Source organism: uncultured Reyranella sp. (genome assembly GCF_945957355.1).
In the GTDB taxonomy this organism is placed as follows: domain Bacteria; phylum Pseudomonadota; class Alphaproteobacteria; order Reyranellales; family Reyranellaceae; genus Reyranella.
The window spans coordinates 348,830-373,156 of record NZ_CAMFKM010000005.1 but is presented as its reverse complement, the minus strand read 5'-3'; the positions used below and the strand labels follow the sequence as shown (position 1 = coordinate 373,156).

The window sequence follows — 24,327 nt, the reverse complement described above, 5'->3', positions numbered from 1 at the left end:
GTGACTCCCTGCAAGTCGCCGTGCGCGCGGTGACGTATCAGCCTTGGCGCTTCTCCGGACGCTTCAGACCGCGGAACAGCTTGCGCAGCAGTTCGGGCACGGCCCGACGCATCTTCTCGAAGGCGACGTAGAGGCCCGGGATCACGAAGATCCCGAGGCAGGAGGCGGCCAGCATGCCGCCGAACACGGCCGTGCCGACCGCGCGCTGGGTCGCCGCGCCCGCGCCCGAGGCGATCACCAGCGGCACGAGGCCCAGGATGAAGGCGAAGGAGGTCATCATCACGGCGCGGAAGCGCTGGCCGGCGGCCGAGGTGGCGGCCGTCACCGGGTCGCTGCCGCCCGCGCGCTCGTGCATGGCCACTTCGATCACCAGGATCGCGTTCTTGGCCGCCAGTGCGATCAGCACGACGATGCCGATCTGGGCGTAGATGTTGTTGGCGAGGCCGGTCAGCCACAGCGCCGCCAGCGCGCCGAACAGGCCGACGATCACTGACAGCAGCGCCGCCACCGGCAGCGCCAGGCTCTCGTAGAGGCCGACCAGGAACAGGTAGGCGAACAGCACCGCGAGAGCGAGCACGAAGCCGGTCTGGCTGCCTGCCTCCTTCTCCTGCTGTGCGGTGCCGGCCCATTGGAAGCCGTAGCCCGGCGGCAGGCTGGCGCGCGCCACCCGCTCCATCGCCGCGATCGCCTCGCCCGAGGAATAGCCGGCGGCCGGCGCGCCGTTCAGCGTGACCGAACGCAGGTTGTTGTAGCGGTTGATGGTGGCAGGCGCGGTCGTGAGTTCCAGCGTCGCCATCGCCTGCAGCGGCACCAGGGTGCCGTTGGACGAGCGCACGCGCACGCGGTTGACGTCCTCGATGGTTCGGCGGTCGGCGGCGTCGGCCTGCACGCGCACCGTCCAGGTGCGGCCGAACATGTTGAAGTTGTTGACGTTCTTGCTGCCCATCGCGGTCTGCAGGGCGGCGAAGATGTCCGGGATGGCGACGCCCAGCGTCTCGGCGCGGTCGCGGTCGAGCTCGAGCCGGATCTGCGGCGTCGAGGCGCTGTAGGTGGTGAAGACGCCGGCCAGCTCGGGCGCGCTCTGCGCCGCGTTGATGACGCCGCGCGCCACCGCCACGATCTCCTCCGGCGGGGCGCCGGTGAGGCTCTGCACCTCGAACTCGAAGCCCGACGAGTTGCCGAGCCCGGCGATCGGCGGCGGGTTGAACGCGTAGATGTTGGCTGCGGCCACCCGCTGGAACGCCTTGTTGAGCCGCTCCAGCACCGCGAAGGCCGACATCTCGTGACCGGGCCGCTCGGCATAGGGCTTCAGCGACACGATCATCATGGCGCGGTTGGGCAGGTTCAGCCCGTCGAGCAGACTGTTGCCGCTCACGGTGAAGAAGTTCTGCAGCCACGGCTGGCCCGTCAGCATGGCCTCGACCTCGGTCACCGCCTCCAGGGTGCGGCTGGTCGAGGCGGCGTCGGGCAGCTGGATCTCGGCCATGAAGGAAGACTGGTCCTCCTCGGGCAGGAAGCCGGTGGGCACGATGCGCAGCAGCCCGCCGGTCGCCAGCGCGAACAGGACGACCAGCCCGACCGCCAGCACGCTGCGTCTGATCAGCGGCGCCGCGAGCCTCAGGTAGCCATTGCGCGTGGCATCGATGCCGCGCTGGAGGCGGGCCATCAGGCCGCGCGGCGCGCCGCGACGGGTGAGCAGCAGCGCGCATAAAGCGGGCGACAGCGACAGCGCGTTGATCGCCGAGATCACCATGGCGACCGAGATGGTGAGTGCGAACTGCTGATAGAGCTTGCCGGCAATGCCCGGCATGAAGGCCGTCGGGATAAAGACCGAGAGCAGCACCAGGGTGATGGCGATGATCGGTCCCGTGACCTCGGCCATCGCCTTCTCGGTGGCCTCGGCCGGCGTGAGATGCGGCTCCTTCTCCAATGTGTGCTCGACCGCCTCGACCACGACGATGGCGTCGTCGACCACGATGCCGATGGCCAGCACCAGCGCCAGCAGCGACACAGTGTTGAGCGAGAAGCCCATCATCTGCATCACCGCGAAGGTGCCGATCAGCGCCACCGGCACGGCGATGATGGGGATCAGGGTCGCGCGGACGCTGCCGAGGAACAGGAAGACCACGACCGCGACCAGCACGAAGGCCTCGATCAGGGTCTTCACCACGCTCTTGATCGTCGCCTCGACGAACACGGTCGTGTCGTACATCACCTCGAAGGCGACATCCTCGGGCAGCCTGTCCTGCAGGTCCTTCAGCACCTGGCGCACGCCCTCGGCGGTCTCGAGCGCGTTGGCGCCGGCCAGCTGGTAGACGTTGATGCCGGCCGCCGGCTTGCCATTGTAGCGCGTGGTGACGTCGGCATTGGCCGAGCCCAGCTCGACCCGGCCGATGTCGCGGATGCGCAGCAGCGCGCCGTCGGGGTTCGCCCGCACGGTGATGTTGCCGAACTCCTCGGCCGAGGTCAGGCGGCCCTTGGCCGTGATGTTGAGCTGGAAGTCGACGCCGTCGAGCAGCGGCGCGGCGCCGACCCGGCCGACGGCGGCCTGCATGTTCTTGGCCTCGATCGCCTTCACCACGTCCTGCGAGGTGACACCGAGGCTCGACATGCGGTCGAGGTCGAGCCACACGCGCATGGCATAGTCGAGCCCGCCGAACAGGCCAGCCGAGCCGACGCCCGGCACCCTCTGCATGGCGTCGAGCACGTTGATGGTGGCGAAGTTCGACAGGAACAGCGCGTCGCGCGTGCCCTTCGGCGAATAGACGGCGACCACCTGCAGCAGCGCCGAGGACTGCTTCTTCACCAGCACGCCGTTGCGCTGTACCTCGTCGGGCAGCTGCGGCATGGCGCGGTTGATGCGGTTGTTGACGTTGACCGTGTGGTCCTGCGGATTCGAGCCGACCTTGAAATAGACGCTGAGGCTGTAGCTGCCGTCGCTGCCCGAGGTCGACTTCATCGAGATCGAGTTCTCGACGCCGTTGACGTTGCGCTCGATGATCTGCGCCACGCTCTCCTCGACCACCTGGGCCGAGGCGCCGGGATAGCTGGTCGTGACAGTGACTTCCGGCGGCACGATGTTGGGGAACTGCGCGATCGGCAGGCTGTTCAGCGCCAGCAGGCCCGCGATGACCATGATCGCGGAGACGACGAAGGCGAGCCGCGGGCGGCGGATGAAGACGGCGGCGATGCCCATGGGATCAGCGCTTCGGCTGGCCGGCGACGGCCGGCGCGGCCTGCGCCTCGACCGCCATGCCCGCACGCACCCGCTGCTGGCCCTGCACGATGACCCGGTCGCCCTCCTTGAGGCCGCCCGTCACCGCGATCATGCCGTCGCGCACGAAGTCGACGGTGATGCGGCGCTGCTCGACGACGCCCTTGCCATCGACGACATAGACGTAGCGCCCGGTCTGGTCGATCGCCATCGCCGCCTGCGGCACCACCATCACCTTTGCAGGCTCGTTGCCCTCGACGATCACCCGCACCGTCTGGCCGTCGGTCAGCAGCTCGTCGGCGTTCTCGAACACCGCGCGCGCCATCTGCCCGTCGGTGGTGGGATCGACCGCGACATCGATGAAGTCGACCTTGCCCTTCTCGGGGTAGAGCTTGCCGTCGGCCAGGCGCAGCCGCACGGCCAGCGCCTCGCCCGTGCGCAGGTCGCGGCGCACGTTCAGCAGGTCCGCCTGCGGGACCGAGAACAGGGCACGGATCTGGCGCTCGTTCACGATGGTGGCGAGCACGCCCGATTCCGGACCGACGATGTTGCCGGGCGCCACGCTGGCGCGACCGATCAGGCCGGCGATCGGCGCGGTGATCTGCGTGTAGGAGAGTTGCAGCTCGGCATCGTCGAGCTGCGCCTGGGCATCGTCGAGCGTCGCCTTGGCCTGCAGCTGCTCGGCCAGCCGCTGGTCGTAGGAGACCTGGGAGACGTTGTTGGTGCGCAGCAGCTCGGCCGCGCGCTTCAGCTGCGCGTCGGCGTTGATCAGCGCCGCCTGCGCGCCGTCGCGCAGCGCCCGCTTCTGGTTCACCGCGATGCGGTAGGGCGTGGGGTCGATGGTGAACAGGAGCTGGCCTTCCGCCACCTTGGCTCCATCGGCGAACTCCCGCTTGCCCAGCACGCCCTTCACGCGCGCCCGCAGCTCGACCTTGTCGAACACGGCGAGCCGGCCGACATATTCCGACTGCGGCGCCAGGGTCCGCACCTCGACCGGCCGCACCAGAACCACCGGCGGCGCGTTGTCTGTGGGTTTGGTCTGGGCCCCGGCCGGCAGAGCGGCGGCGAGCGCGAGAAGGAGACCCGGCACCACGCGCCGCAGGCCGAAGGAGAGGTGTGAAACACCGCGCGGCCCGTATCTCATCTCTCAACTCCAGATCTTATCGAAGCCACGTCAACCCGGCTTGGGAGGCTTCGCAATACTAGTGCCCAATGCGGACAAACTGCATGACGCCTTCAATAACCTTTGGCGATGATCCAGATCAAGCGGTGCGTCGCCACCGTTTCCGGCGTGGCTTTGCATCGGCCGGCACAAGTCGATAGGTGTCACGCGCCATGAAACCAACGGCGATCCCCACGTTCGAAGAACTGCCCGTTCCCCTGCTGCTGGGATCGACCTTTTTCAGTCCGGCTATCGAACAGGTGCGGAAGTTCGCCTATGCCGTCGAGGACGAAAGCGGCTGGCTGGTGGGCGATCCGGCGGACGCGCTCGTGCATCCGCTGTTCCTGTCGACATACATGTGGTTTCCATCCGGCTTCTACCTGCGCGCGCCCGGGGAGATCGGGCATTTCAGCCTGTTCCGGCAAAGCCACGGCCATCTGGTCGGCACGCCGTTCCTGCACGGCAAATCGGCGGCGCGCTTCCTGCGGCCGTTCCGCCTCGGCCGCCCGGTCCGGGCCGAGGTTGCGGTGACGGAGAAGTACCGGCGGCGCGGGCGTGATTTCATCGTGATGCGCGCGTCGTTCTTCGATGCCGACGGCGCAGCGCTCGCGGTCTACGACCATGGTTGCGCCATCCGCAGCGACGAGGTGCAGCGCGCGGCGGCTCCCTCTCCCGCACCCGATGCGGCATCCCCCAGCGAGCTTCCGCCCCGCCGCATCGAGATGTCGCTGGAGAAGTCGCGCCTGTTCAGTCTGCCGGCCGAGAATTACCACACCCATGACCGGCTGGCGCAGGCGATCGGCGCCCGCGTCGCGATCCCGGCGGCGATGATGTCCTTCGCCTACCTGTCCCGCTTCGCGCAGGACATTCTGGGCAACGATGCGTGGATCGCGCGCGGAAGTCTCGACGCTACCTTCCCCCGCATGCTCCAGCGCGACGACGTGCTGAGTGTCGAAGGCCACCGTCTGGACGGCGGCGCACTCGCCCTCGGCATCTACAATGCCCGCGGCGAACCCGTGGCTGTCGCTACGGCCCGCCTTCTCGACCGGCCTTGAGGAACCAAGGGCCGGGTCATAATGCCGAAGCCGTTGGCCTGGACATCAGCGATGCCACGATCGCCACGAGCGCGAAGGCCGCCAGGACGAACAGGCTGCCGGCCACCGCCTCGACGAAGGCTGGCCCCATCCGGTCGGCGCTGCCGGACAGGCCGAGACGCCACGACAGGGTCGAGGAAGCGGCCGACACGCCGATGCAGCTTCCCAGCACGCGGCCGAGATTGACCAGGCCGCCGGCCGACGCGGCATGGGCCTTCGGCGCCGCATCGATTGTGGCGTGGCTGTTGGGCGCCAGGAACAGGCCGAGCCCGGCCCCGAACAAGGCAAGTGCGACGAGGCGCACCACCAGCCTGTCGGGCCCGAAGGCGATGGCGACGAGCGCGAGGATCGCCACCAGGCACAGCGCCATCCCCGTGATGCCGATCCGCCGCGCGCCGAAGTGCGCGCCAAGCCGCGCGGCGAGCGGTGCGACAAGACCGAGCAGGATGGGAATGGTGGCGAGCTTCAGTCCGGCCACGTGGGCCCTGTTGTCGAGCCCCTTCACGAAGGCGAAGGACATCAGGAACAGCATGCCGTAGAGCAGCGCGTAGCCCATCACGACGCCCACGAAGCCCGTCGCGAAGTCGCGCGTGCGGAACAATTCGACGTCGACGACCGGCCAGCGCGTCTTCTTCTCGCGGCGCAGGAACAGCACGAGGAACAATAGCGACGCGGCCGCGCTGCCCAGCATCGCGGGTGAAGCCAGCGGCCAGACGGAGACCTGCGTAAGGGCAAGCACGCCCAATCCGACCGCCGGCACCAGCAGCACCGCGCCCGCGAGGTCGAAGGTCTCGTCCCGCTTGATGTCCTCCGCTCGAGACCGTGGCAGCACCAGCCAACCCAGCACGAAGGCCAGCAGACCGAAGGGCACCGCCGCCCAGAAGATCCAGCGCCAGCCCAACAGCTCGAGCAGGAAGCCGCCGACGATCGGTCCTGTGCTGACGCCCACGGCCTGCGCCGTGGTGAACCAGCCGATCGCGTGGGGGCGCCTTTCCTGCGGCACTGCGGTCACCAGGATGGTCATGCTGTTGGCCCCGAGCAGGCCGCCACCGACGCCCTGCAGCGCCCGCAGCACTACGAGCTGCTCCAGCGTCTCGGCCCAGCCGCAGAGCAGCGAGGCCAGGGTGAACAGGGCGAACCCCAGGAGATAGGGCAGCTTGCGGCCCATCATCTCCGAGACCCGGCCCGACACGGCGAGGCTCGCGGCGAAGGCCAACAGATAGGCGATTGCCACCCAGCGCACCGCGTCGACCCGAACGTCGAACCCGTCCGCCAGCCGCGGCAGCGCCAGCTGCACGATGCTGGCATCGAGCTGCCCGATGAACGCGCCGGCACAGGTGACCGCGACGATCAAGCCCGGGTGGATGGCCAGTCGTTCGAGGGAGCGCAGCGGCGCAGGTTCGAGGGAGCGCATGGTCGCATCGTGTGTAGCCGCCACGGACGCCCCCATGGAAGGAGTCGCATGGCCGCAACCGCATCCGGCGGGCGGAACGCCGATGTGCGCGGCGATTGCGACCTCCCTCCACTGTCGATAGCACTGGCAGGCAAGACCAACGCACCGCCGGCTGGGCCGGACGAGAAAGCGGGAATGGAAAGAGGAAACGCTTCATGATGTCGCCCGGCATCCGGCGGCAGGCCGTGATCATCGTGGCGACCCTGGCGACCGCCTATGTCGCCAGCCATTTCTTCCGTGCCGCCAATGTCACGATCGGGCTCGACCTGATGCGCGACCTCGGCATCGGGCCGGAGGCGCTTGGCGCCCTCACCGGCGCGTTCTTCTTCGGCTTTTCGGCCATGCAGATTCCCTGTGGCTTCCTGTTCGATCGCTACGGGCCGCGCCGCACGGTGACCGGCATGCTGGTGCTCGCGGTGATCGGCGCGACGCTATTCACCCTGGCCTCGGGCTGGCCGCAGCTGCTCGCGGGCCGGGCGCTGATGGGCGCGGGCTTCGGCGTCATGCTGATCGGCAGCATGGTGGTGATCTCGCGCTGGTTCCCGCCCGACCGTTTCGCGACCCTGGCAGGAATCGTGCTGTCGGTCGGCCTGCTGGGCAACCTGCTCGCCACCACGCCGCTCGCCTGGGGCACGGAGATGATCGGCTGGCGCGGCGTGTTCGGACTGATGGTCGCCTTCACCGCGCTCTCGGCGCTGGGCGTCTGGGTGATCGTGCGCGATGCGCCGCCCGGCCATCCCTTCCTCGACCGCAGGACCGAGACGGCGGCGGAGATGATGCAAGGATTGGGCGAGGTCCTGAAGAACCCGCAGCTCAAGTTCATCATCGCGCTCAATTTCTGCAACTACGCCTGCACCTTCACCGTACAGGGCCTGTGGGGCGGACCGTTCCTGCGCGAGGTCCACGGGCTGACGTCCGTCGAGTCCGGCAACGTGCTGCTGGCCGCGGTGGTCGCCTACCAGATCGGCATGCTGATCATCAGCCCGCTCGACCGCGTGTTCGACACGCGCAAGCGCATCGCCATGGCCGGCACCCTGTCGGTCGCCGTCATCCTCGCCGTGCTCGCCCTGTGGGCGCGGGCGCCACTATGGGCCGCCGTCGCGGCGATCGTCGGGATCGGCTTCCTCAGCCCCTGCAGCACCATGGTGATGACGCACGGCCGGGGCATCTTCCCCGACCGGCTGATCGGCCGCGGCATCGCCGCAATGAACACCAGCGTGATGCTGGGCGTCGCCTGCATGCAGACCCTGTCGGGCGTGATCGTCGGCGCCTTCGCGCCCCTGCCGGACGGCGCGCGCTCCGAGGAAGCCTATCGCACGCTGTTCGGCTTCATGGTCGCGGTGCTGCTGGTGGCGATGACCATCTACAGCCGGTCGAAGGACATCCGCCCCAGCGACGAGCTGCGCGCCCGCCAGGCGGCGCTGAAGGGTTAAGCCAGTCCCAGGCCCATGCCGCCGTCGACGCGCAGGATCTCGCCGGTGATGAACTGCGCTTCGTCGGAGGCGAGGAACAGCGCGGCATAGGCGGTATCATAGCCGGTGCCCATCTTGCCCCGTAGCGGCACCATGGCATTGCGCTCAGCCCTTACCTCCTCCGTCGATCGGCCGGTCGCCTGGGCGATGCCGGTAACGGCCATCGGCGTGTCCATGAAGCCCATCATGATGGCGTTGGCGCGGACGCCATAGCGCGCATTGGATTGGGCGACATGGGTCGTCAGTCGGTTCACCGCCGCCTTCGACACTTCATAGGCCATCTGCGTCGCACCGCTGGTCGCGGCGAGCGACGAGATGTTGACGATCGAACCGGACTTCTGCGTGCGCATCACCGGAATGGCCGCCTTGATCGTGTGCCACATGCCCTTGAGATTGACGTCCATGATGCGGTCGAACACGCGCTCCTCAATGCGGTGAGCCGGCGCATCGCCGCCGCCGCCGATGCCGACATTGTTGATCAGAATGTCGACGCGGCCGTAGCGCGACATCGCCAGCTTGATGATGCGATCGCAATCGTCGGCGACCGTGATATCGGCCTCCATCGACGAAACCACCGCCCCGGTGGACGAGATTTCCTTCGCCGTCTTCTCCGCGCGTTCACCGCTGCGGTCGACGCAAAGCACCGTCGCGCCCTCGCGCGCGAGCAGCTGGGCGATGGCCACGCCATTGCCGATCGTCTCGCCCGGGGTCTGGCCGGCGCCGACGACGACGGCGATCTTTCCTTCAACGCGCTTTGTCATGTCTTATTCCTTTGGGACAGCATCTCTACATGTTCGGCGAGGTGGCGATGAAAGTGCCCAATCGCCTGTTCGTAGTGGCCGAAGGTGAAATGGGTGTTGGCGCCCGATGCCAGGCCGGCCTGGATCTCGCGGGCGGCGTGGCGGTCTTCGAGGATGCCACTTTCCTGCACGAAGTTGGCGTCCTTGCGCGCCTGCTCGATGTCGAGTGGCTTGCCGTTCTTGATGCGCGGCGCCAGCTGGTAGACGACCCAATGCGTCTCCGATGGCGAGACCGGCTCCAGGATGATCAGGATCGCGTGGCTCGACAGCACGCTGACATGGGTGTTGGGGAAGAGCTGGTGGACGTCGGTGATGCGTCCCTGCGTGCTCCACTCCTCGCGCGGAACATTGCGCAGCTTCTCGATGCGGCGGAACGGGAAGACGATGCGCGAATTGCGGCCGTGCAGCTCGACCACGTTCAGATTGTCGTAGCCGTAGGGATAGAAGGACTGATTGTGCAGCGCCTTGATGTGGTAGCCCTCCATCGAGGTCTCGCCCAGCACCTTCCAGTTCGCCCTGTCGTCGAACTCGATCTTGTTGAACAGCACGTAATCGTCGGTCAGCACCTCGGGCAGGTCGCCGAGCGGACCGTCCGACAAGGGCTCGTCCTGTGTCACGAACACGATGCCGTTGCGCTCCTGCACTTCCGCCACCGGCACCAGCCCGTGCGCTGCCTTGTCGAGGCCGGGGAAGCCGTCCTCGCCCGGAATGTGCCGCAGCGCGCCGTCGAGCCCGTAGGTCCAGGCGTGATAGGGACAGGCGAAGGCGCGCTTGCAGCCCTCGCCCTCCTCCAGCTTCATGCCACGATGGCGGCAGGCGTTGCGGAAGCCGCGCACGACGCCGTCGGTGCCGCGCACCACCAGCAACGGCGTGCCGACCGTTGTACGCGCGATGTACGAGCCGGGCTCGGGCAGCGCCGCCGACGGGCAGAAGGCCATCGGCACGCGCCGCAGCACCTCGATCTCCGCCGCGAAGCGCTCGGCCGAATGATAGTTCTCGACCGGCTCGCGCCAGACCACCGTTCCCTTGTCGGTCGTCTTGCCGTCGATGTGCGCGAGGATACGATCGATGAGATCGGTCTCATTCAGCAACGCCGTCATTCTTCTTGTTTCCTCTGCAAGCGGGCGAGCGATACTAGCCCGCAAGTCATCGCGTGCAACAAACGCCCGAACCGCGCAGCGAGACGCGATCCTGCGCCTGCGCCCTCTTACCACCGCTCCCGCGTCGGCTTACCCGGAAGGCTCGAGGCGTCGGCCCAAGGAAGTTTTCCTTCCACACCATAATTGTGGACGGGCGTTACACGCGTGGGATCGTCGAGGCTGCCGGCACAGAGCGCGATATCGTCGCGGCCGTCATAATCCAGAGCGAGCGATGTGCCGCAGCGTCCGCAGTGGCTGCGCACGGCGATCGGCGAAGAGCGATGCAGAGTGGCCGCGTCGCCTTCCCAAACCACGTCGGTGCCCCGGAACCAGACAAGGGTTGCGAAAGCCGCGCCCGTCCATCGCCGGCACATTCCGCAATAACAGTGATGCACGTTCCGAGGCGGAGCGAGCGCACGCCATCGCACCGCACAGGCAACCACCGGCGCTCGAACTCGCGTGGGTCAGTCCCATGCGTCGGCGAACGGTCGCGGCGCTTCCACGTTGCGCTTCCCGGGCGTGCCCTAAGGAAGGACTGCAGGAAGCACACACTCCGTTCGACGGGGAACGCAACGCGCACCGCAGTCCACAGCGCCGAATGGCGTAGATCATGCTACCGACTCGTGACGAACTGCGGGGGCAGAACGAACATGAAGAAGGACAAAGGCAGAATCGCGCACCGTCTCGACTTCCTCGAGACCGAACTGTCGGCTATCTACGACTTGGCGCGCGACGTCTGGCAGGTGATCCAGGAACTCCGCCGCGACCGTCGGGCCACGCCGGGCTGACGGTAGAAGGGCCCGGTCAGTCAGCGAACCGCGCCCTTTTTCCGACGCGACTTCACGCGGACGCGCGTTTTTCCGACGACCTGCCCGCGTCGCGTTCCTTGACGCGGATGTTGTTCTGCACGTCCTTCACGCCGCTCACCCGCTCGATCATGTCCTCGGCGTGGCGCTTGGCGAGGCGGTCGGACACCGTGCCGGACAAGGTCACCTCGCCGTTCTTGACCTGGACCTCGATCTCGCCGGCATCGAGCATCGGATCGTCCGTGAGGCAGTCGCAGACGTCCTCACGTATCCTGTCATCGGATCGCGTATAGCCCTTGGGACCCTTGCCACGATGGTGTTCCTGCCCGGAAGCCCCGATCCCATAGCCGCCGGCCATGCCAGCGTGTTCGCTGCCGTACCGGCCGGCGCCACCCGGGCGACCGCTAAACCATCCGCTGCGGCGCTGATTCTGGTCGTAGCGACCCATGCCCTGCGAGTGGCTGCCGCCCATCTCGTCGCTCACGCCACCGAGCGAGCCGCCCCGGCCGGCATACCGATCGCCGCCATGGCCGGGGCCTTGAGCGTAGCCGTAGCCGCGCGCCCCGCCGGCGACACCGCCCGAGGACATGTCGTCCTGTTCGTAGTTACCGCGACCATAGGACGAGCCGCCGCCATAGCCATAATCGCTTCCGCGCCGGCCACCGGGTGCATAGTGGTAGATATCGCCGCGCTCGCCCTCATAGCCGCCGTAGCGGCTCTCTTCATCGCGCGCGCTGCCGCCGTAAAGCCGGCCACGATTCTCGTCCTCGTCATAGTCATCGTAGGAGCGCCGGCCGGCGCGGCCGGTCGATATCGAGTCGCGATGGGAGCCCCGATCGTCGCGGGAGGCATTGCTGCGGAAGCGATAGTCGTCGTCGTGGCGTGCCATTTGAGTTCCTCCGTGGGGTGAGGCCGGCCTCTCTCTTCCTCGCCGGCACCGGAGGAATGCACCGACGCTAAACCAGTTGCCGGCGACCGCAACCGATCGGCCGTACGTGCATTGGTCGAAGGCAGGGGAGCCACACGTTTCGTTGGCGATGGTCGAACGCTTCGTCCCTGGCGTCTCCGGCGGAAAGCCCGCACCCTTCGTTCATCCGGAAATGTGCAAAGGGGGGTCGCGGGCTTTCTTCTGTGCTTCTCCCGGGAATATGCAGCCAATGCGCGACGGTTGCGTTAGGCGCTGAACCGTCGAGGAGGATTCATGGCAAAATATTCCCGAAGCGCCAGCAAGGATGTCGAAAGCGCGATGGAGCGTCGCAAGAAAGGCACGCTGAAAAGCGGCCCGGGCGGCAAGGGCGGCACGGTGAAGAGTCGCAAGCAGGCCATCGCCATCGGCTTGTCCGAGGCGCGCGCTAAGGGCAAGAAAGTGCCGGCGAAGAAGAAGACCGCAGCCAAGAAGAAGAAGACGAGCACGAAACGGAAGACCACGGCGAGGCGCAAGAAGAAGGGCTGAGCGAGCGGCGCACGTAGCACGCTCCTACGCTAGCCCGAGCAGGCGCATCATCCGCGACGGCCGGGCTTCCCGCGCGAGCTGATCGAACGAACAGTCGCGCGGCGCCTTGTCCGGGCGCCAGCGCAGGAAGCCGGTGGCGTGGCGGAACCGGCGCCCGGTGACGTGGTCGTACTGGACTTCGACGACGAGCTTCGGTTTCAACGGCGCCCACTCGGCTGTCCGTTCCGTCGACCAGCGGCTGGGACCGCCCGGCGCGTCGCCGGAGAACCCGTTCCCCTTCAGCCTTTCGAGCTTTGCCGTCAGCGCATCGCGGTCGAGACTGCCGAGAGCGGAGGTGAAGCCCACGTGGTCGAGCAGGCCTGCTTCGTTGTACAGGCCGAGCAGCAACGAGCCGACTTCCTTCCGGCCCGCCTTGCGCGCCGTTGCATAACGGAAGCCGCCGACCACGCAGTCCGCGCTGCGCAGGTTCTTGATCTTGAGCATCGCGCGCTCGCCCGGCCTGTAGGGCTCATCGAGGCGCTTGGCGATGACACCGTCGAGGGCCCCGCCGCCGGCGCGGCTCAGCCACCGGCGCGCATCGCCGATGTGCGTCGTCTTTGGGGAGAGACGCAGCGCTTCGCTCGGGCCGAGTGTCGCGAAGAAGCGTTCGAGCGCCGCGCGGCGAGTGGACAGGGGCTCCGCTCGCAGGTCCCGCCCCTTCTCGTCCTCCAGGAGATCGAAGGCGATCATCAGCGACGGTGTCTCTTCGGCGAGGCGCCGGATGCGACTGGCCGCTGGATGCAGGCGCATCTGCAGTGCCTCGAAGGACAGGTTCTTGCCCACCGGGATGACCAGTTCGCCATCGAGAAAGAAGCGCTCGTGTTTCAGTCGCGCGAGAGCCGCGATCATCTCGGGAAGTAGCGCGACAGGTTCTTGCCGGAGCGGCCCAGCAGCTCGACCTCCTCGCCGTCCCGCCGGGCGAGGCAGCGGAACCCGTCCCACTTGGGCTCGTATTGCCAACCCTTGCCGTCGGGCAGGCCATCGATCTGCCTGGCTTCCATCGCCACGGTGCCCGTGCGCACCACGCTAGATCGCGATGTCGGCGATCACCGGCAGGTGATCCGAAAGCTCGCTCGCGCGGTGGTCGACGCAGCTGCCGATCAGGGCCGAGGCCGGGAAAAGATAAATGCGGTCGAGTTCGAAGAGCGGCAGCCGTGCGGGAAAGGTGCGATGGCGGCTGAAGCCCGGCAGGGCACGCCCGAGGCTGCGGCGCACCGAGCCTGCCCAGAGCCAGTCGTTGAAATCGCCCAGCGCGACGGTCGGACGATCGAGCCGGCCCAGCATGCTCGCCAGCGCGATGGCCTGGCTGCGCCGCTCGCGCAGGGTGAGGCCGAGATGCGTGGCGATCACGCGCAGCGGGCCGAAAGGAGTAGCAACATCGGTACAGATGGCGCGGCGTGGTTCGCGCTCGGGATAGGACAGATCGTGGATCTGCGTGCTCTCGAGCGGCCACCGGCTGATCAGCGCCTGGCCGTACTCGCCATCGGCTGTCACCACGGTCTTGGCGCCGATCCCGTGCGAGCCCAGCGCCGCCTGAAGCACGTCGAAGGGATTGCCAGCCTGGGCCTCGCGGACGCGCCGCGAATCGATCTCCTGCAGGGCCACGATGTCGGGTGCGTGGCTCTTGACCAGCGCGATCACGCGATCGAGGTCGAAACGCGGATTGCGACCGAAGGCACCGTGAATGTTCCAGGTCATCAGACGGACGGAGTTCAAGAGGCCCGTTCCCCGAACCGTGACACGATGGCCTGCGCCCCGAAGGAGAGCCCGATCCAGCCAGCGACGCACAGCGCCAGCACGCCGAGCTGGCTGGCGCTGGGGTCGGCCAGCACCTTGGCGATGCGGTCGCCCATCAGCGCGATCGCGACCAGCCCCGGGCCCATGCCGATCAGCGTGCCGAGCCCGAAGTCGACGAAGCGGATGGAGCCGGCACCCGCCGCGAGATTGATCAGCGAGAACGGCGCAACCGGTATGACGCGCAGCGCGACCACGGCGAGCAGGCCGCGCCGCTGCAGGCGGTCGCGCAGTCTGTCCCAGCGCTGGCCAAGAAGGCGCCTGAGCACCTCCTGCCCGAAGCGGGCGCCCGCCGCGAACATGATCCCGGCGCTCGCCGCGACCCCGGCGCTGGCATAGAGCATGCCCCACCACGGGCCGAACACGGCGGCCGTCGCCAGGATCAGGATGGTGACGGGGAAGGCCACCGCGCCCCCGACCACAAACAGCGCGACCACGACTCCAAGGGCCCACGGTTCGCCCTCGGCGCCCTCGAGCAGCTCGCGAATATGGTCGGGCTGGGCCAGCTCCTTCAGTCCTGTGAACTGCCAGGCGAGGGTCAGCACCGCGATCAGTGCAAGAGCTCCGCCTACAACGAGGCCGGTGCGCCCCAGCAGGCCCTGCTCGCTTTCGCCGCCTTTTGCCGGCTTTGGCGGAGATCCGACGTGCGCCTGTCCGGCGGCTCGCCGATCCGCGCGCTTTGCCAGCCGCCGGCCGACGGTCCGGCTGCCATGGAACAGCAGGCGCGGCAGGAGTCGGCCGGCCAGGCGGCCCAGCCGCAGGGGCCGCGCCGGATCGGCGATCCGTTCGGCCAGTCGGGCGAAAATCGTGCGATCGGGCTGGCCGTCATCGATCGGACTCAGGCAGTGGCCATTGCCGCAGAGTTGGTCCGCCACGCGTACGAGCGAGCCCAGCCGCGCAATCGCGGCTGCGACTTCTTCTCCGGACGCGCCGCAATGCTCGCCGAGAAGGCGATTGCGCAGGGTTGTGATGGCGACGCGCTCCCGATCCGTCGAGGCCTCGATCGCGAGGTCGCACTCGGTGTCGGCGCCCATGGACCGGTTGTTGAGGTTGGCCGATCCCACCCGCAGCAACCAGTCGTCCACCACCATGATCTTGGAATGGACCATGGTGTAGGTGGACCGACCGTTCTTCTCTATCGACGGAAACAGTAGGCGCACGCGATCGCCGCCCGCCGCCTTCACGGTGCGCCAGAAGCGGATGCGGCCGTTGCGCATGGTGCGCCGCTCGACGAAGGAGTCATGGCTGCGCGGGGCTACCATCACGATCTCAAGACCCGCCCGCTCGCGCAGTCGGCGGGCGAGCGCGGCGGCGACCAGGCCCGAGGTCATGAACTGGTTCTCGATATAGATCGTGCGCTCGGCGCGGGCGATGCTGTCGACGAACAGCGCCTCGGCCTCGCGCACTTCCTCCTCTCGATGATAGCGCGGCTGGGTGCGGGCGATCGCGATGTCGACGTTGGTGAAATCGGGTTTGACGCTTTCCGGCCACGGCTGCCCTTCGGGCCGGGCCTCCGGTTCGCCGCCGTTGGCATGGCACCAACGCGCCCGCGCGAGCAGAGCGAGCGAGCGCGCCGCCTCGCTGTCGACCATCATCTGCACGTCGTGGAACGGCCGGTAGGGCTCGCCCGAATGATCGACGCGCCGCTTGTTGTCAGGCTCGTGACGGTTGGTGTCCCAGCGCCGGATGGTAAGGTCGAGGCCACCCGAGAAGGCCAACGCGTCGTCCACCACCACCAGCTTCTGGTGCTGGGAGGAGCCGAACGGCACGGTCGAATCGAGGCAGAACGTGACCTGCGGCGGCATTTGCCAGTTCAGAGAGAGGCGTGGCAGCGGCTCGCGCTCGTGCGCATAGACGAGTGAATAGTCCCAAAGCAGCAGGTGGATCTGCAACTCGGGCCGGCGGCGGGTGAGTTCGGTGAGGAAGGCCGCCAGGTTGGTCGGGAATCCGTCGGTGGGAGGGTGGTCACCCACCAGTTCGGTGCGGCTGTCGATGTCCCAGCCCACGATGAAGATGGTGCGCCGCGCCTGCAGAAAGGCTTCGCGCACGGCCGCAAAAAAGGCGGCACCATCGATCAGCACGGCCGCTCTGGCGGCGTGCTCGACCCTCCATACGGTGCGTCCGGGCTGAAAAAGCAGCGACATGGAGCCTATAACGCCGATGCTCCCGCTGCGATCCGCCGTGCTCGCACGAAAGGGGGAACAAGGCGACGCCGCGCTCGTTCAGAGCTCATGTTGGATTTTCTGGGCGGCCTCCTCTGGCCGGTCGTCATCGCGATATCGACCGTGTCGATCGCCGTCGGCGTCGGCGTGTTCATAGCGACCCGCAAGCTCGATTAGGGTATCTCTGCCGGACCAACCCTCCGGTCACGAATGAACGCGCCCATCGATACGCCAAGTCTGACGCCCGACGACATCAAGCGCTTCGGTCCCGATCCGCTCGCCATGTTCAGCCGCAACCTCGCCTCCGTGGAGGAGCGGATCGTGCGGGCCTGCGCTCGCGCCGGACGGGCGCGCGAGACCGTGCGCCTGCTGCCGATCACCAAAACGGTGCCGGCGCACATCCTGCGCTTCGCCTACGCGGCCGGCATCCGCGACTTCGGCGAGAACAAGATCCAGGAGGCCGTGGCCAAGCGGGCCGAACTGGCGAACCTGGCCATCGACTGGTGCATCGTCGGGCACCTGCAGACCAACAAGGTCAAATACCTCACCCGCTTCGCGCGCGAGTTCCACGCGCTCGACAGCGTGCGCCTTGCGGAAGCGCTCAACGCGCGTCTCGACCGTGAGGATCGATCCCTCGACGTCTACGTGCAGGTGAATACGTCGGCCGAGGAAAGCAAGTACGGGCTGCAGCCCGAGGAGCTCCTCCCGTTCCTCGACGGGCTCGGCCGCTTTCCGCGACTGAAGCCGCGCGGGCTGATGACGCTCGCGGTGTTCAGCACCGACCTCGACAAGGTGCGCCCCTGCCTCGAACGCCTGCGCGAACTGCGCGACGTGGCCGTCAAGGACCATCCCGCGATCCGGGAACTGTCGATGGGCATGTCGAACGATTTTGAGGAAGCGATCGTGCAGGGCGCCGACGTCGTGCGCGTCGGCGAGGCGATCTTCGGCAAGCGCTCGACACCGGACGGACATTACTGGCCGGTTGCGGCAAAGCCGTAGGCGGTCCTCTACGTAGAGTTCCAGAATCGCGCTCGCATCGAGACGCGATCACGCGCCCCAGAACCTCTGCAGCTCACTGGCATCGCCGTTGAACAGGTTGCGGTCGCAGTGGCTGACGCCCTGCACGATGTTGGTCTGGCCGTAGGCCGGCTTGGCCACGCTTTCGTCGCCGGCATATTGCCAGAGGCGCCAGCCGGTCGTTTCCCAGCCGATCGGCACTTCAGGCGAGTCGTGATAGTCGGCGATCCACAGACCGCAGCGGGCGACGAGCGAGTCCGGCGTGATGCGCGCGCCGAGACTCAAGCCGGAGTTCGGCAGCGGATCACCGTTGGCCCAGGTCGGATGCACGTAGACGATCGGCAGCCGGCCTGTTGACGCGGCCACGGCCTGCACGAACTCCTCAGCCTGGTCGAGCCGCATCGAGTTGTTGGGATTGTTCTCGTTGGCTTCGAGATCGAGCGCGAGCAGGGTACGCGGGCCGGGCCGCGCGACGGAAAGGAAGTAGGCGGCCTGCCGAGCGCCCGAGGTCTGGCCGGTGCCGAAATGATAGGCGCCCCACAGCAGCCCAGCCGCCTCGGCCTGCGGTCGCCGGCCGGCATAGGCCGTGTCGAGATAGTCGCCGCCTTCAGTCGCCTTGTGGATGACGCCGATCATGCCGCTGCGGCGGACCGCACGGAAATCCGCGACCGTGACGCTGCGGCTGAGGTCGATCACCGCATCCAGACCCATCGTCGCCCGGTCCGGCGGCGGCGGGGCGATCGGATAGGGCATGGCGGTCGATACGGGCCGTTGGGGCGTGCATCCGGCCGCCGTCGTCGCCGCGAGGCCGGAGAGGATGGTTCGGCGAGATATCATGGCGCGACAGTACGACGTTCCGGGCTCCCGGCAAGCCGGCCGCCCGCCAGATTATCGATATCCCCCTGCCCTCGTCCCGGGATTCGTGCAACGTCTGTCGGGACATCGACAGAGCGAGTGAACGGTATGAAGAACGGTAGCGTGGCGATCGGCATCATCGGCGCCGGCATCATGGGTGAGCGGTTGCTGGGCGCGATCCTTCGGCAGGATCCTGCCCTGGTCGGCGTGTGCGGCATCTGGGACCCCTCGCCCGATGCGATGCGGCGCATGGAGCGGAACTTTCCCGAGGTGCCGCGCCTGGCCGACGCCGCGGCGGTGATTGCGGCCAGCGACTGCGTCTACGTCGCCTCGCCACCGGCCTCGCATCTCGGTCACGCGCGCGCCGCGCTCGCCGCCGGCAAGACCTTCTTCGGCGAGAAGCCGCTTGCGGTCGACGTCGCCGACGCGCGCGCCTTCGTGGCCGAGGCCGGCAGCCGGGGCGCCGTGAATTTTCCCTTCGCCTCTTCTCTTGCCGTGGCAGCCCTCCGCGACTGGATCGACAAGGGCGAGATCGGCACGCCGCAGCGGATCCACGTCGAGGTAGGCTTCAAGAGCTGGCCACGCCCCTGGCAGGCCGACGCCGTGGCCTGGCTGGACGGTCCCGCGCAGGGAGGCTTCACGCGCGAGGTCGTCTCGCACTTCCTGTTCCTGTCGCGCCGCGTCGTCGGTCCCCTGCACGGCTTGAACGGTGGCGCATCGTTTCAGCAGGCGGGCAAGTCCGAGCGGCGCATCTCGGCGTCCCTGCGCGCCGGCGAACTGCCGGTGACGCTGAGCGGCGGCGTCGGCGAGACAGCGAAGGACGATCACAATGTCTGGGTCCTGGAGGGCGATCGCGGCGCCGTTCGCCTGTGCGACTGGTCGATCGCGGAACGTCGCCTGCCCGACGGCAGCTGGCAGCCCGCGCCGGACGCCATGCCCAACGAGCGCGCCCGCCCGCTGGCCCTGAAGCGCCAGCTCGAGGGCGTGGCCCGGCTGGCGCGTGGCGAGGCCCATCACCTCGCGACGATCGAGGAAGCGTTCAACGTACAGGAAATCGTCGAGGCGATCCTCGCCGGGTCGCTCCCCTCTCAACGCGGATAGAAAGTCGAACCGTAGTCGAAGGTGATCTCCTCTCCCTTCGCGATGCCTTCGATACCGGCCACGAGCCAGATCCGGCCCTTGTCGCGAAGAATGAAGGCATTGGGATTCCGGCGGCGGTGATTGGCGTAGCGCGCCTCGTTGCCCCGGGAGGAGCCGTCGATATTGGCGTTCGCTCCGAGTTCGAAGATGCTGTCTGCCCCCTCCGCGATCCGCGCCAGGGCTATGTCATCGGGGATCCGCTCGCCCTTGTACTCGATGATCTTCGTGCCCCATGGGATCTCCTCGGCGGCAAAAAGCCCGTCGCCGTGAATTCCCGATTTTCTGACGACCACTTTCACCGCGCGTCTCTCTCCGATCAAGCAAGACCGCCTTAGCATTCCGGGCGATACGGAAGAATACTGCCGTTGGGTCTCGCGTCATGGTGAAAGAAAAGAACTCGAAATATGCCCTGTCGCCCCGGCTATTCGGTTTGTTTGCCGTCGACGATGGCCTATGCTTGCCATGTCCGAGGCTAGTCTAAATTCGTCATACGATTGGGAAAATTGGGATGGATTCGACCGCACTCCCTGGTGCGACGCCATCTAGAACCGCTTTCCGGGGCATGCGTTCTTGCGGGTTCGTGAAATGAGCGCGAGTCTCCGCAACGCCAGCCTTCGCCAGCTGGCCTTCCTGGCCGCCGGCTTCGTCACCCTCGTCTGCGTGGCGCTCCTTACCCTCAGTTCCCTGCGCGAATGGGGATTGCGACACGAGGCGCTGAAATCCGCTGAAGTCGATCTCGCAAACGTTGCCCAGTCGCTGGTCCAGCATGCCGACGATTCGTTCGAACTGGCCGACAGCCTGCTCATTGGCCTGGTGCACCGTCTGGAGACGGACGGCATCGGGCCTGGCGCCGTCCAAAGGTTGAAAGACGACATCGACCTCCGGAAGGGTACGATGGGGCGCGTCCGGGCTTTGTTCGTCTATGACGCAGCCGGCCGCTGGCTGGCGACAACGGAGCCCGTCAATCCGGCATTGTTCAACAACAGCGACCGCGAATATTTCCAGCAGCATCGCGCATCGCCGGACAAGGGTTTGCTGATCGGTAGCCCCATCAGGAGCCGCTCCGGCGGACAGTGGGTCATCACGGCGTCGCGCCGCTTCGATCATCCGGACGGGTCCTTCGCCGGTGTCGTGCTGGCCACGATCGATGCCAGCTACTTCTCGAGCTTCTACAGGCGCTTCGACCTCGGCTCCACGGGTACGGTCACCCTGCTCGACAAGAGCGGCATCATCCTGGCACGAAGCGTCGACAATGAATCCTCAGTCGGCCGCGATGTCTCGAGCACGCCGCTCATCCAGGACATGGACGCCCGCCGACCGGCGGGTCTCTACTATTTCAGGTCGCCCTTCGACCAGACATTGCGCCTGAGTTATTATAGGCTGAGTCATCGGTTTCCGCTGCTTATCCTGGCGACGGAGGCAAAGGACGAAGTCCTCGCGCCCTGGCGCCAGGAGGCAATGGTCCGCATGGCTCTCGTGCTGGGCCTGGTGACGTTGATCGCCGGCACAGGAATCTATCTCGTGCGCCAGTTGCTGAAGGGGCAACGCATTGCCGCGGTGCTGGCCGCCAACGAGGCCGACTTCCGGCTGCTGGCCGAGGAGTCGAGCGACATGGTCATGCGCATCGGCCTCGATGAGAGAATCATCTACGTGTCGCCCTCGTGCATTCGCCTCTTGGGGTGGAGCGCGGCTCAGCTTCGCGGGACGCACGCGCTGGCGGGCGTCAACGCCGAGGATCTACCGCATGTGCGCCAAACCGTACGGGCCCTGAAACAGGGCGAGGTCGAGGAGACCAGGCTCGTTTACCGGACCCGGCAGCGGGAGGGTGGCGAGATCTGGCTCGAGACTGCCCTGCGCGCGACCCGCGATCCGGAGACCGGCAAGGTCAACGGAGTCGTCGCGATTTCGCGGGACATGACCGCGCAGAAGGACCTTGAACAAAAGCTGGCAACCCTGGCGATCAAGGATGGATTGACGGGAGTTGCCAACCGGCGTCACTTCGACGACACGCTGCAGCAGGAGTGGCGCCGGGCCGGGCGCGACGGCACCCCCGTCTCGCTGCTGATGATGGACGTCGACAATTTCAAGAAGTTCAACGACCAGTACGGGCATCAGGCTGGCGATTCGTGCCTCAGGACCGTCGCCAAGGCGATTGCGGCGGAAGCGCGCCGCCCGGGCGATCTTGCCGCCCGCTACGGCGGCGAGGAATTCGTGCTGCTGCTTCCCAACACCGACGAGGTGGGCTGTGCGCTGGTCGCCGAGCGGATTCGTCAGTCGCTGGAGACCCTCAACCTGGCGCACGCCCTGAACCCGCCGACGAAGCGGGTGACGCTGAGCATCGGTGGCGCGACGAGCTGGCCAAATGCCGAAACCCACGGCAACCATCCCTCGCTGATCGCAGCCGCGGACCGGGCACTGTACGTCGCCAAGCATGAGGGTCGTGACCGCTTCGTCATGTCAGGCCAGGTCGTCGCCTGGCGGGGCGCCGAAAGCGCCTGACCGGAGTACGCCGCAAACATGTCGATGTCGGTCGACGTCCTGACGCTCTATCTGCTGAATTTCGTGGTCGCGTTCGTGATGGCCGGGATCTACTTCTTTTCCTGGTCCCATCATCGCGACGTGCCCGGCGTGCGCGGCTGGGCCATCGCCCTTGCGCTGGGCGCACTGGGCTCCCTGGAGCTGAGCCTGCGGACCAGCAGCTCGCCCCTTCCACTGGTCATCATGGCCAATTCGCTGGTCGTCGCAGCATACGCAACCGTGTGGATGAGCGTGCGGCGGTTCAATACCGGCGAGCGCGTCCTCAACTATGCCGTTATTCCCACAGTCCTGTTCTGCGTCATCTTCACGATCGCCCTGGTGAACGGCACCGACGTCAATGTACGCGTCGCGCTCTGCTCGCTCGCGATCGCTATCCTGTCGCTGCTCGCCGGATGGGAAGTCCTCAGGGCCAGGATCAGCGAACCGCTGATCAGCCGGATTCCGACCGCGCTTGCGCTTTTCATCATGTGCGTTGCCATGATGGTGCGCATCGTCTTCTCCCTGCTCGAAGAGCCGCCGCAGGAGCCGACGACGCCTTTCTACGATCCGACCCAGGGCATAACGCTGCTCATCAATACGATCTGCGTCGTGGCCATGACGCTCGGTTTCCTGATGATGACGCACGAACGCCTGAGGCATCATTTCGAGAGCCTGGCGAAAACCGATGAGCTGACGGCCCTGCCGAATCGCCGCTTCCTCCTCGACGAAGGGAAGCGGCTGAGGGACCCGGCCTGCGTGCTGATGATCGATCTGGACCATTTTTCCGAGGTCAACAGGACGTTCGGCCATGCCGGCGGCGACCGGGCGCTCGTGGCCTTCGCGAACCTGGCCCGCCGCGAGCTGCGCCCCAGCGACCTGGTCGCCCGCTACGGCGGCGAAGAATTCTGCGCGCTGCTGCGCGACGTCGACGAGCCGGAAGCGCGACGCATCGCGGAACGGCTGCGCGCGCGCATTGCCGAACTGTCGATCGACGTCGACGGCCACCCCCTTCGCATCACCGCCAGCATCGGGCTGGCGAAGTTCGATGGAGACGTAGAGTCGACGATACGCAAGGCCGACGCGGCCCTCTATCGTGCCAAGGCCCTCGGCCGCAACCAGGTGCAAAGCGCGAAAGACCTGTCCAGCACCGGCGCCTGATCAGGAAAGCCGATCGGCACGATCTCGTGGACGATCAGGGCGCCGCCCGTGGCGGCCAGAATCGTCCGGCCTTGGCCATACTCGCGATCCAGACCGGCACCTCGTGGGCCGGCATCGGCCGGGCGATCAGGAAGCCCTGGGCGAAGTCGCAGCCGATCGCCTCCAGCGCATCCCATTGTTCCTGCGTTTCGATGCCTTCTCCGGTCAGGCTCACATCCTCGCGGGCCGCAATGGATGCCAGCATCGACGCAATGTCTCTTCCCTCCTGGTCGTTGGGCAGTCGCGCCACCAGGCCACGGTCCATCTTCAGGTCGCTGAACGGGTAATATTGCAAGCGCCCGAGATCGGAATAGCCCACGCCGTAGTCGTCCATCGATATTCCGACGCCCGCCTCGCGCAAGCGCGTCAGCAGGCTCCGGGCGACGGCGGGATAGGGAGCCCTCTCCGTTTCCGTGATCTCCAGGATCAGAGAGCGCGGATCCATTCCCCGGGCGTCGAGCAGGGCGCGAATGTCCTCGGCGGTCTGCAGCGAGGTGAGCACGAGTGCCGAGATGTTCACGGAGACCGCAAGGGGCAGCCCTTCCTTCCTCCAGGCCACCTGCTGCTCGACCGCGCGCGTCAGCACTTCCCATGTCAGGGGGACGATGGCCCCGGATTGCTCGGCGAGGCCGATGAACTGGTCTGGACCGATCAGGCCATGCTCGGGATGTCGCCAGCGCACCAGCGCTTCCATTCGGCTGACCACCCGATCGGGAATCGAAACGATAGGCTGGTACTGCACCTCGATCTCGTCGCCTGGGATCGCATCGAATTCCCGCCCGGCCAGGTCGTTGTTCGGAACCTGCTTTTCCCGAGCGCCGAGGGCGGACAATGTCAGGGTCACGGTCGAAAAGAAGGACGGCTTTGCGAGAATGCGAACGACGTCGAGGCCGGCACGAATGGCACTCCGTCGAATGATGTCGCGGTCCGCGGCGTTGATGGCCCCGACCAGGACGGTGCGCGGACGCCAGCCGGCGCCGAGCATCTCGATGATGCTCAGGCACTGGTCGCGG

At 67.0% G+C, this 24,327-nt stretch carries 20 protein-coding genes and 1 pseudogene; 8 read left to right on the top strand and 13 right to left on the bottom strand.

The features are described from left to right. Positions 1 to 37: 37 nt before the first annotated feature. Entirely contained in the window at positions 38 to 3,196 is a 3,159-nt protein-coding gene (locus Q0Q48_RS11475; RefSeq protein ID WP_295137575.1) for an efflux RND transporter permease subunit, read from the bottom strand. Between the two features lie 4 nt (positions 3,197 to 3,200). Further along, positions 3,201 to 4,358 (bottom strand): efflux RND transporter periplasmic adaptor subunit, encoded by a 1,158-nt coding sequence (locus tag Q0Q48_RS11470; RefSeq protein WP_295137573.1) that lies wholly within the window; start codon positions 4,356 to 4,358, stop codon positions 3,201 to 3,203. Positions 4,359 to 4,549: 191 nt separating this feature from the next. Here Q0Q48_RS11470 and Q0Q48_RS11465 point away from each other — a divergent pair, with 191 nt between their 5' ends. Continuing rightward, positions 4,550 to 5,431 (top strand): hypothetical protein, encoded by an 882-nt coding sequence (locus Q0Q48_RS11465; protein ID WP_295137571.1) that lies wholly within the window; start codon positions 4,550 to 4,552, stop codon positions 5,429 to 5,431. A gap of 16 nt (positions 5,432 to 5,447) precedes the next feature. Here Q0Q48_RS11465 and Q0Q48_RS11460 read toward each other — a convergent pair whose 3' ends face one another. Continuing rightward, complete coding sequence (locus Q0Q48_RS11460; RefSeq protein WP_295137569.1) at positions 5,448 to 6,884, bottom strand: MFS transporter; 1,437 nt, start codon at positions 6,882 to 6,884, stop codon at positions 5,448 to 5,450. A 194-nt stretch (positions 6,885 to 7,078) separates the two neighbouring features. Between Q0Q48_RS11460 and Q0Q48_RS11455 the strand changes: the two genes are divergently transcribed. Beyond that, positions 7,079 to 8,356: an MFS transporter gene (locus Q0Q48_RS11455; RefSeq protein WP_295137567.1), complete on the top strand. Its 1,278-nt coding sequence runs from the start codon at positions 7,079 to 7,081 to the stop codon at positions 8,354 to 8,356. Here the strand turns inward: Q0Q48_RS11455 and Q0Q48_RS11450 are convergent. From Q0Q48_RS11450 to Q0Q48_RS28685, 3 genes are all read right to left on the bottom strand, one after another. Further along, entirely contained in the window at positions 8,353 to 9,156 is an 804-nt protein-coding gene (locus Q0Q48_RS11450; RefSeq protein WP_295137566.1) for an SDR family NAD(P)-dependent oxidoreductase, read from the bottom strand. The genes Q0Q48_RS11455 and Q0Q48_RS11450 overlap by 4 nt on opposite strands. Continuing rightward, on the bottom strand, positions 9,153 to 10,295 hold the full coding sequence (locus Q0Q48_RS11445) for an SRPBCC family protein (RefSeq protein WP_295137564.1): 1,143 nt from the start codon (positions 10,293 to 10,295) through the stop codon (positions 9,153 to 9,155). The genes Q0Q48_RS11450 and Q0Q48_RS11445 overlap by 4 nt, the downstream gene beginning before the upstream one ends. Positions 10,296 to 10,402: 107 nt before the next feature. Next, positions 10,403 to 10,729: a GFA family protein gene (locus Q0Q48_RS28685; RefSeq protein ID WP_366915281.1), complete on the bottom strand. Its 327-nt coding sequence runs from the start codon at positions 10,727 to 10,729 to the stop codon at positions 10,403 to 10,405. A 255-nt stretch (positions 10,730 to 10,984) separates the two neighbouring features. Between Q0Q48_RS28685 and Q0Q48_RS11440 the strand changes: the two genes are divergently transcribed. Further along, complete coding sequence (locus Q0Q48_RS11440) at positions 10,985 to 11,122, top strand: hypothetical protein (RefSeq protein ID WP_295137562.1); 138 nt, start codon at positions 10,985 to 10,987, stop codon at positions 11,120 to 11,122. Between the two features lie 52 nt (positions 11,123 to 11,174). Here the strand turns inward: Q0Q48_RS11440 and Q0Q48_RS11435 are convergent, their stop codons facing one another. Then, a complete protein-coding gene (locus Q0Q48_RS11435; RefSeq protein WP_295137560.1) occupies positions 11,175 to 12,029 on the bottom strand; it encodes a BON domain-containing protein in 855 nt (284 codons plus the stop codon). Between the two features lie 312 nt (positions 12,030 to 12,341). On the opposite strand from Q0Q48_RS11435, the gene Q0Q48_RS11430 reads away from it, so the two are divergent. Next, positions 12,342 to 12,593, top strand: a complete 252-nt coding sequence (locus tag Q0Q48_RS11430; protein ID WP_295137559.1) for a DUF6496 domain-containing protein — start codon at positions 12,342 to 12,344, stop codon at positions 12,591 to 12,593. A 24-nt stretch (positions 12,594 to 12,617) separates the two neighbouring features. Here the strand turns inward: Q0Q48_RS11430 and Q0Q48_RS11425 are convergent. From Q0Q48_RS11425 to Q0Q48_RS11415, 3 genes and pseudogenes are all read right to left on the bottom strand, one after another. Continuing rightward, positions 12,618 to 13,633, bottom strand: a pseudogene (locus Q0Q48_RS11425) (ATP-dependent DNA ligase). Between the two features lie 25 nt (positions 13,634 to 13,658). After that, entirely contained in the window at positions 13,659 to 14,348 is a 690-nt protein-coding gene (locus Q0Q48_RS11420; RefSeq protein WP_295137557.1) for an endonuclease/exonuclease/phosphatase family protein, read from the bottom strand. Continuing rightward, complete coding sequence (locus Q0Q48_RS11415) at positions 14,345 to 16,570, bottom strand: VTT domain-containing protein (protein WP_295137555.1); 2,226 nt, start codon at positions 16,568 to 16,570, stop codon at positions 14,345 to 14,347. The genes Q0Q48_RS11420 and Q0Q48_RS11415 overlap by 4 nt, the downstream gene beginning before the upstream one ends. Positions 16,571 to 16,798: 228 nt before the next feature. Here Q0Q48_RS11415 and Q0Q48_RS11410 point away from each other — a divergent pair, with 228 nt between their 5' ends. Further along, positions 16,799 to 17,587, top strand: a complete 789-nt coding sequence (locus Q0Q48_RS11410; RefSeq protein ID WP_295137552.1) for a YggS family pyridoxal phosphate-dependent enzyme — start codon at positions 16,799 to 16,801, stop codon at positions 17,585 to 17,587. A gap of 48 nt (positions 17,588 to 17,635) precedes the next feature. Here Q0Q48_RS11410 and Q0Q48_RS11405 read toward each other — a convergent pair whose 3' ends face one another. Then, positions 17,636 to 18,442, bottom strand: coding sequence for a glycoside hydrolase family 25 protein (locus tag Q0Q48_RS11405; RefSeq protein WP_295137550.1), 807 nt, complete (start codon positions 18,440 to 18,442; stop codon positions 17,636 to 17,638). Between the two features lie 126 nt (positions 18,443 to 18,568). Between Q0Q48_RS11405 and Q0Q48_RS11400 the strand changes: the two genes are divergently transcribed. After that, a complete protein-coding gene (locus Q0Q48_RS11400; protein WP_295137548.1) occupies positions 18,569 to 19,561 on the top strand; it encodes a Gfo/Idh/MocA family oxidoreductase in 993 nt (330 codons plus the stop codon). On the opposite strand, the gene Q0Q48_RS11395 is transcribed toward Q0Q48_RS11400, so the two are convergent. Next, positions 19,549 to 19,899, bottom strand: a complete 351-nt coding sequence (locus tag Q0Q48_RS11395) for an SET domain-containing protein (protein ID WP_295137546.1) — start codon at positions 19,897 to 19,899, stop codon at positions 19,549 to 19,551. The genes Q0Q48_RS11400 and Q0Q48_RS11395 overlap by 13 nt on opposite strands. A 286-nt stretch (positions 19,900 to 20,185) precedes the next feature. Between Q0Q48_RS11395 and Q0Q48_RS11390 the strand changes: the two genes are divergently transcribed. After that, complete coding sequence (locus Q0Q48_RS11390; RefSeq protein ID WP_295137544.1) at positions 20,186 to 22,099, top strand: diguanylate cyclase; 1,914 nt, start codon at positions 20,186 to 20,188, stop codon at positions 22,097 to 22,099. Positions 22,100 to 22,117: 18 nt separating this feature from the next. Continuing rightward, positions 22,118 to 23,275, top strand: coding sequence for a GGDEF domain-containing protein (locus tag Q0Q48_RS11385; protein ID WP_295137542.1), 1,158 nt, complete (start codon positions 22,118 to 22,120; stop codon positions 23,273 to 23,275). A 34-nt stretch (positions 23,276 to 23,309) separates the two neighbouring features. On the opposite strand, the gene Q0Q48_RS11380 is transcribed toward Q0Q48_RS11385, so the two are convergent. Further along, positions 23,310 to 24,299 (bottom strand): EAL domain-containing protein, encoded by a 990-nt coding sequence (locus Q0Q48_RS11380; protein WP_295137540.1) that lies wholly within the window; start codon positions 24,297 to 24,299, stop codon positions 23,310 to 23,312. Between the last annotated feature and the right edge of the window lie 28 nt (positions 24,300 to 24,327).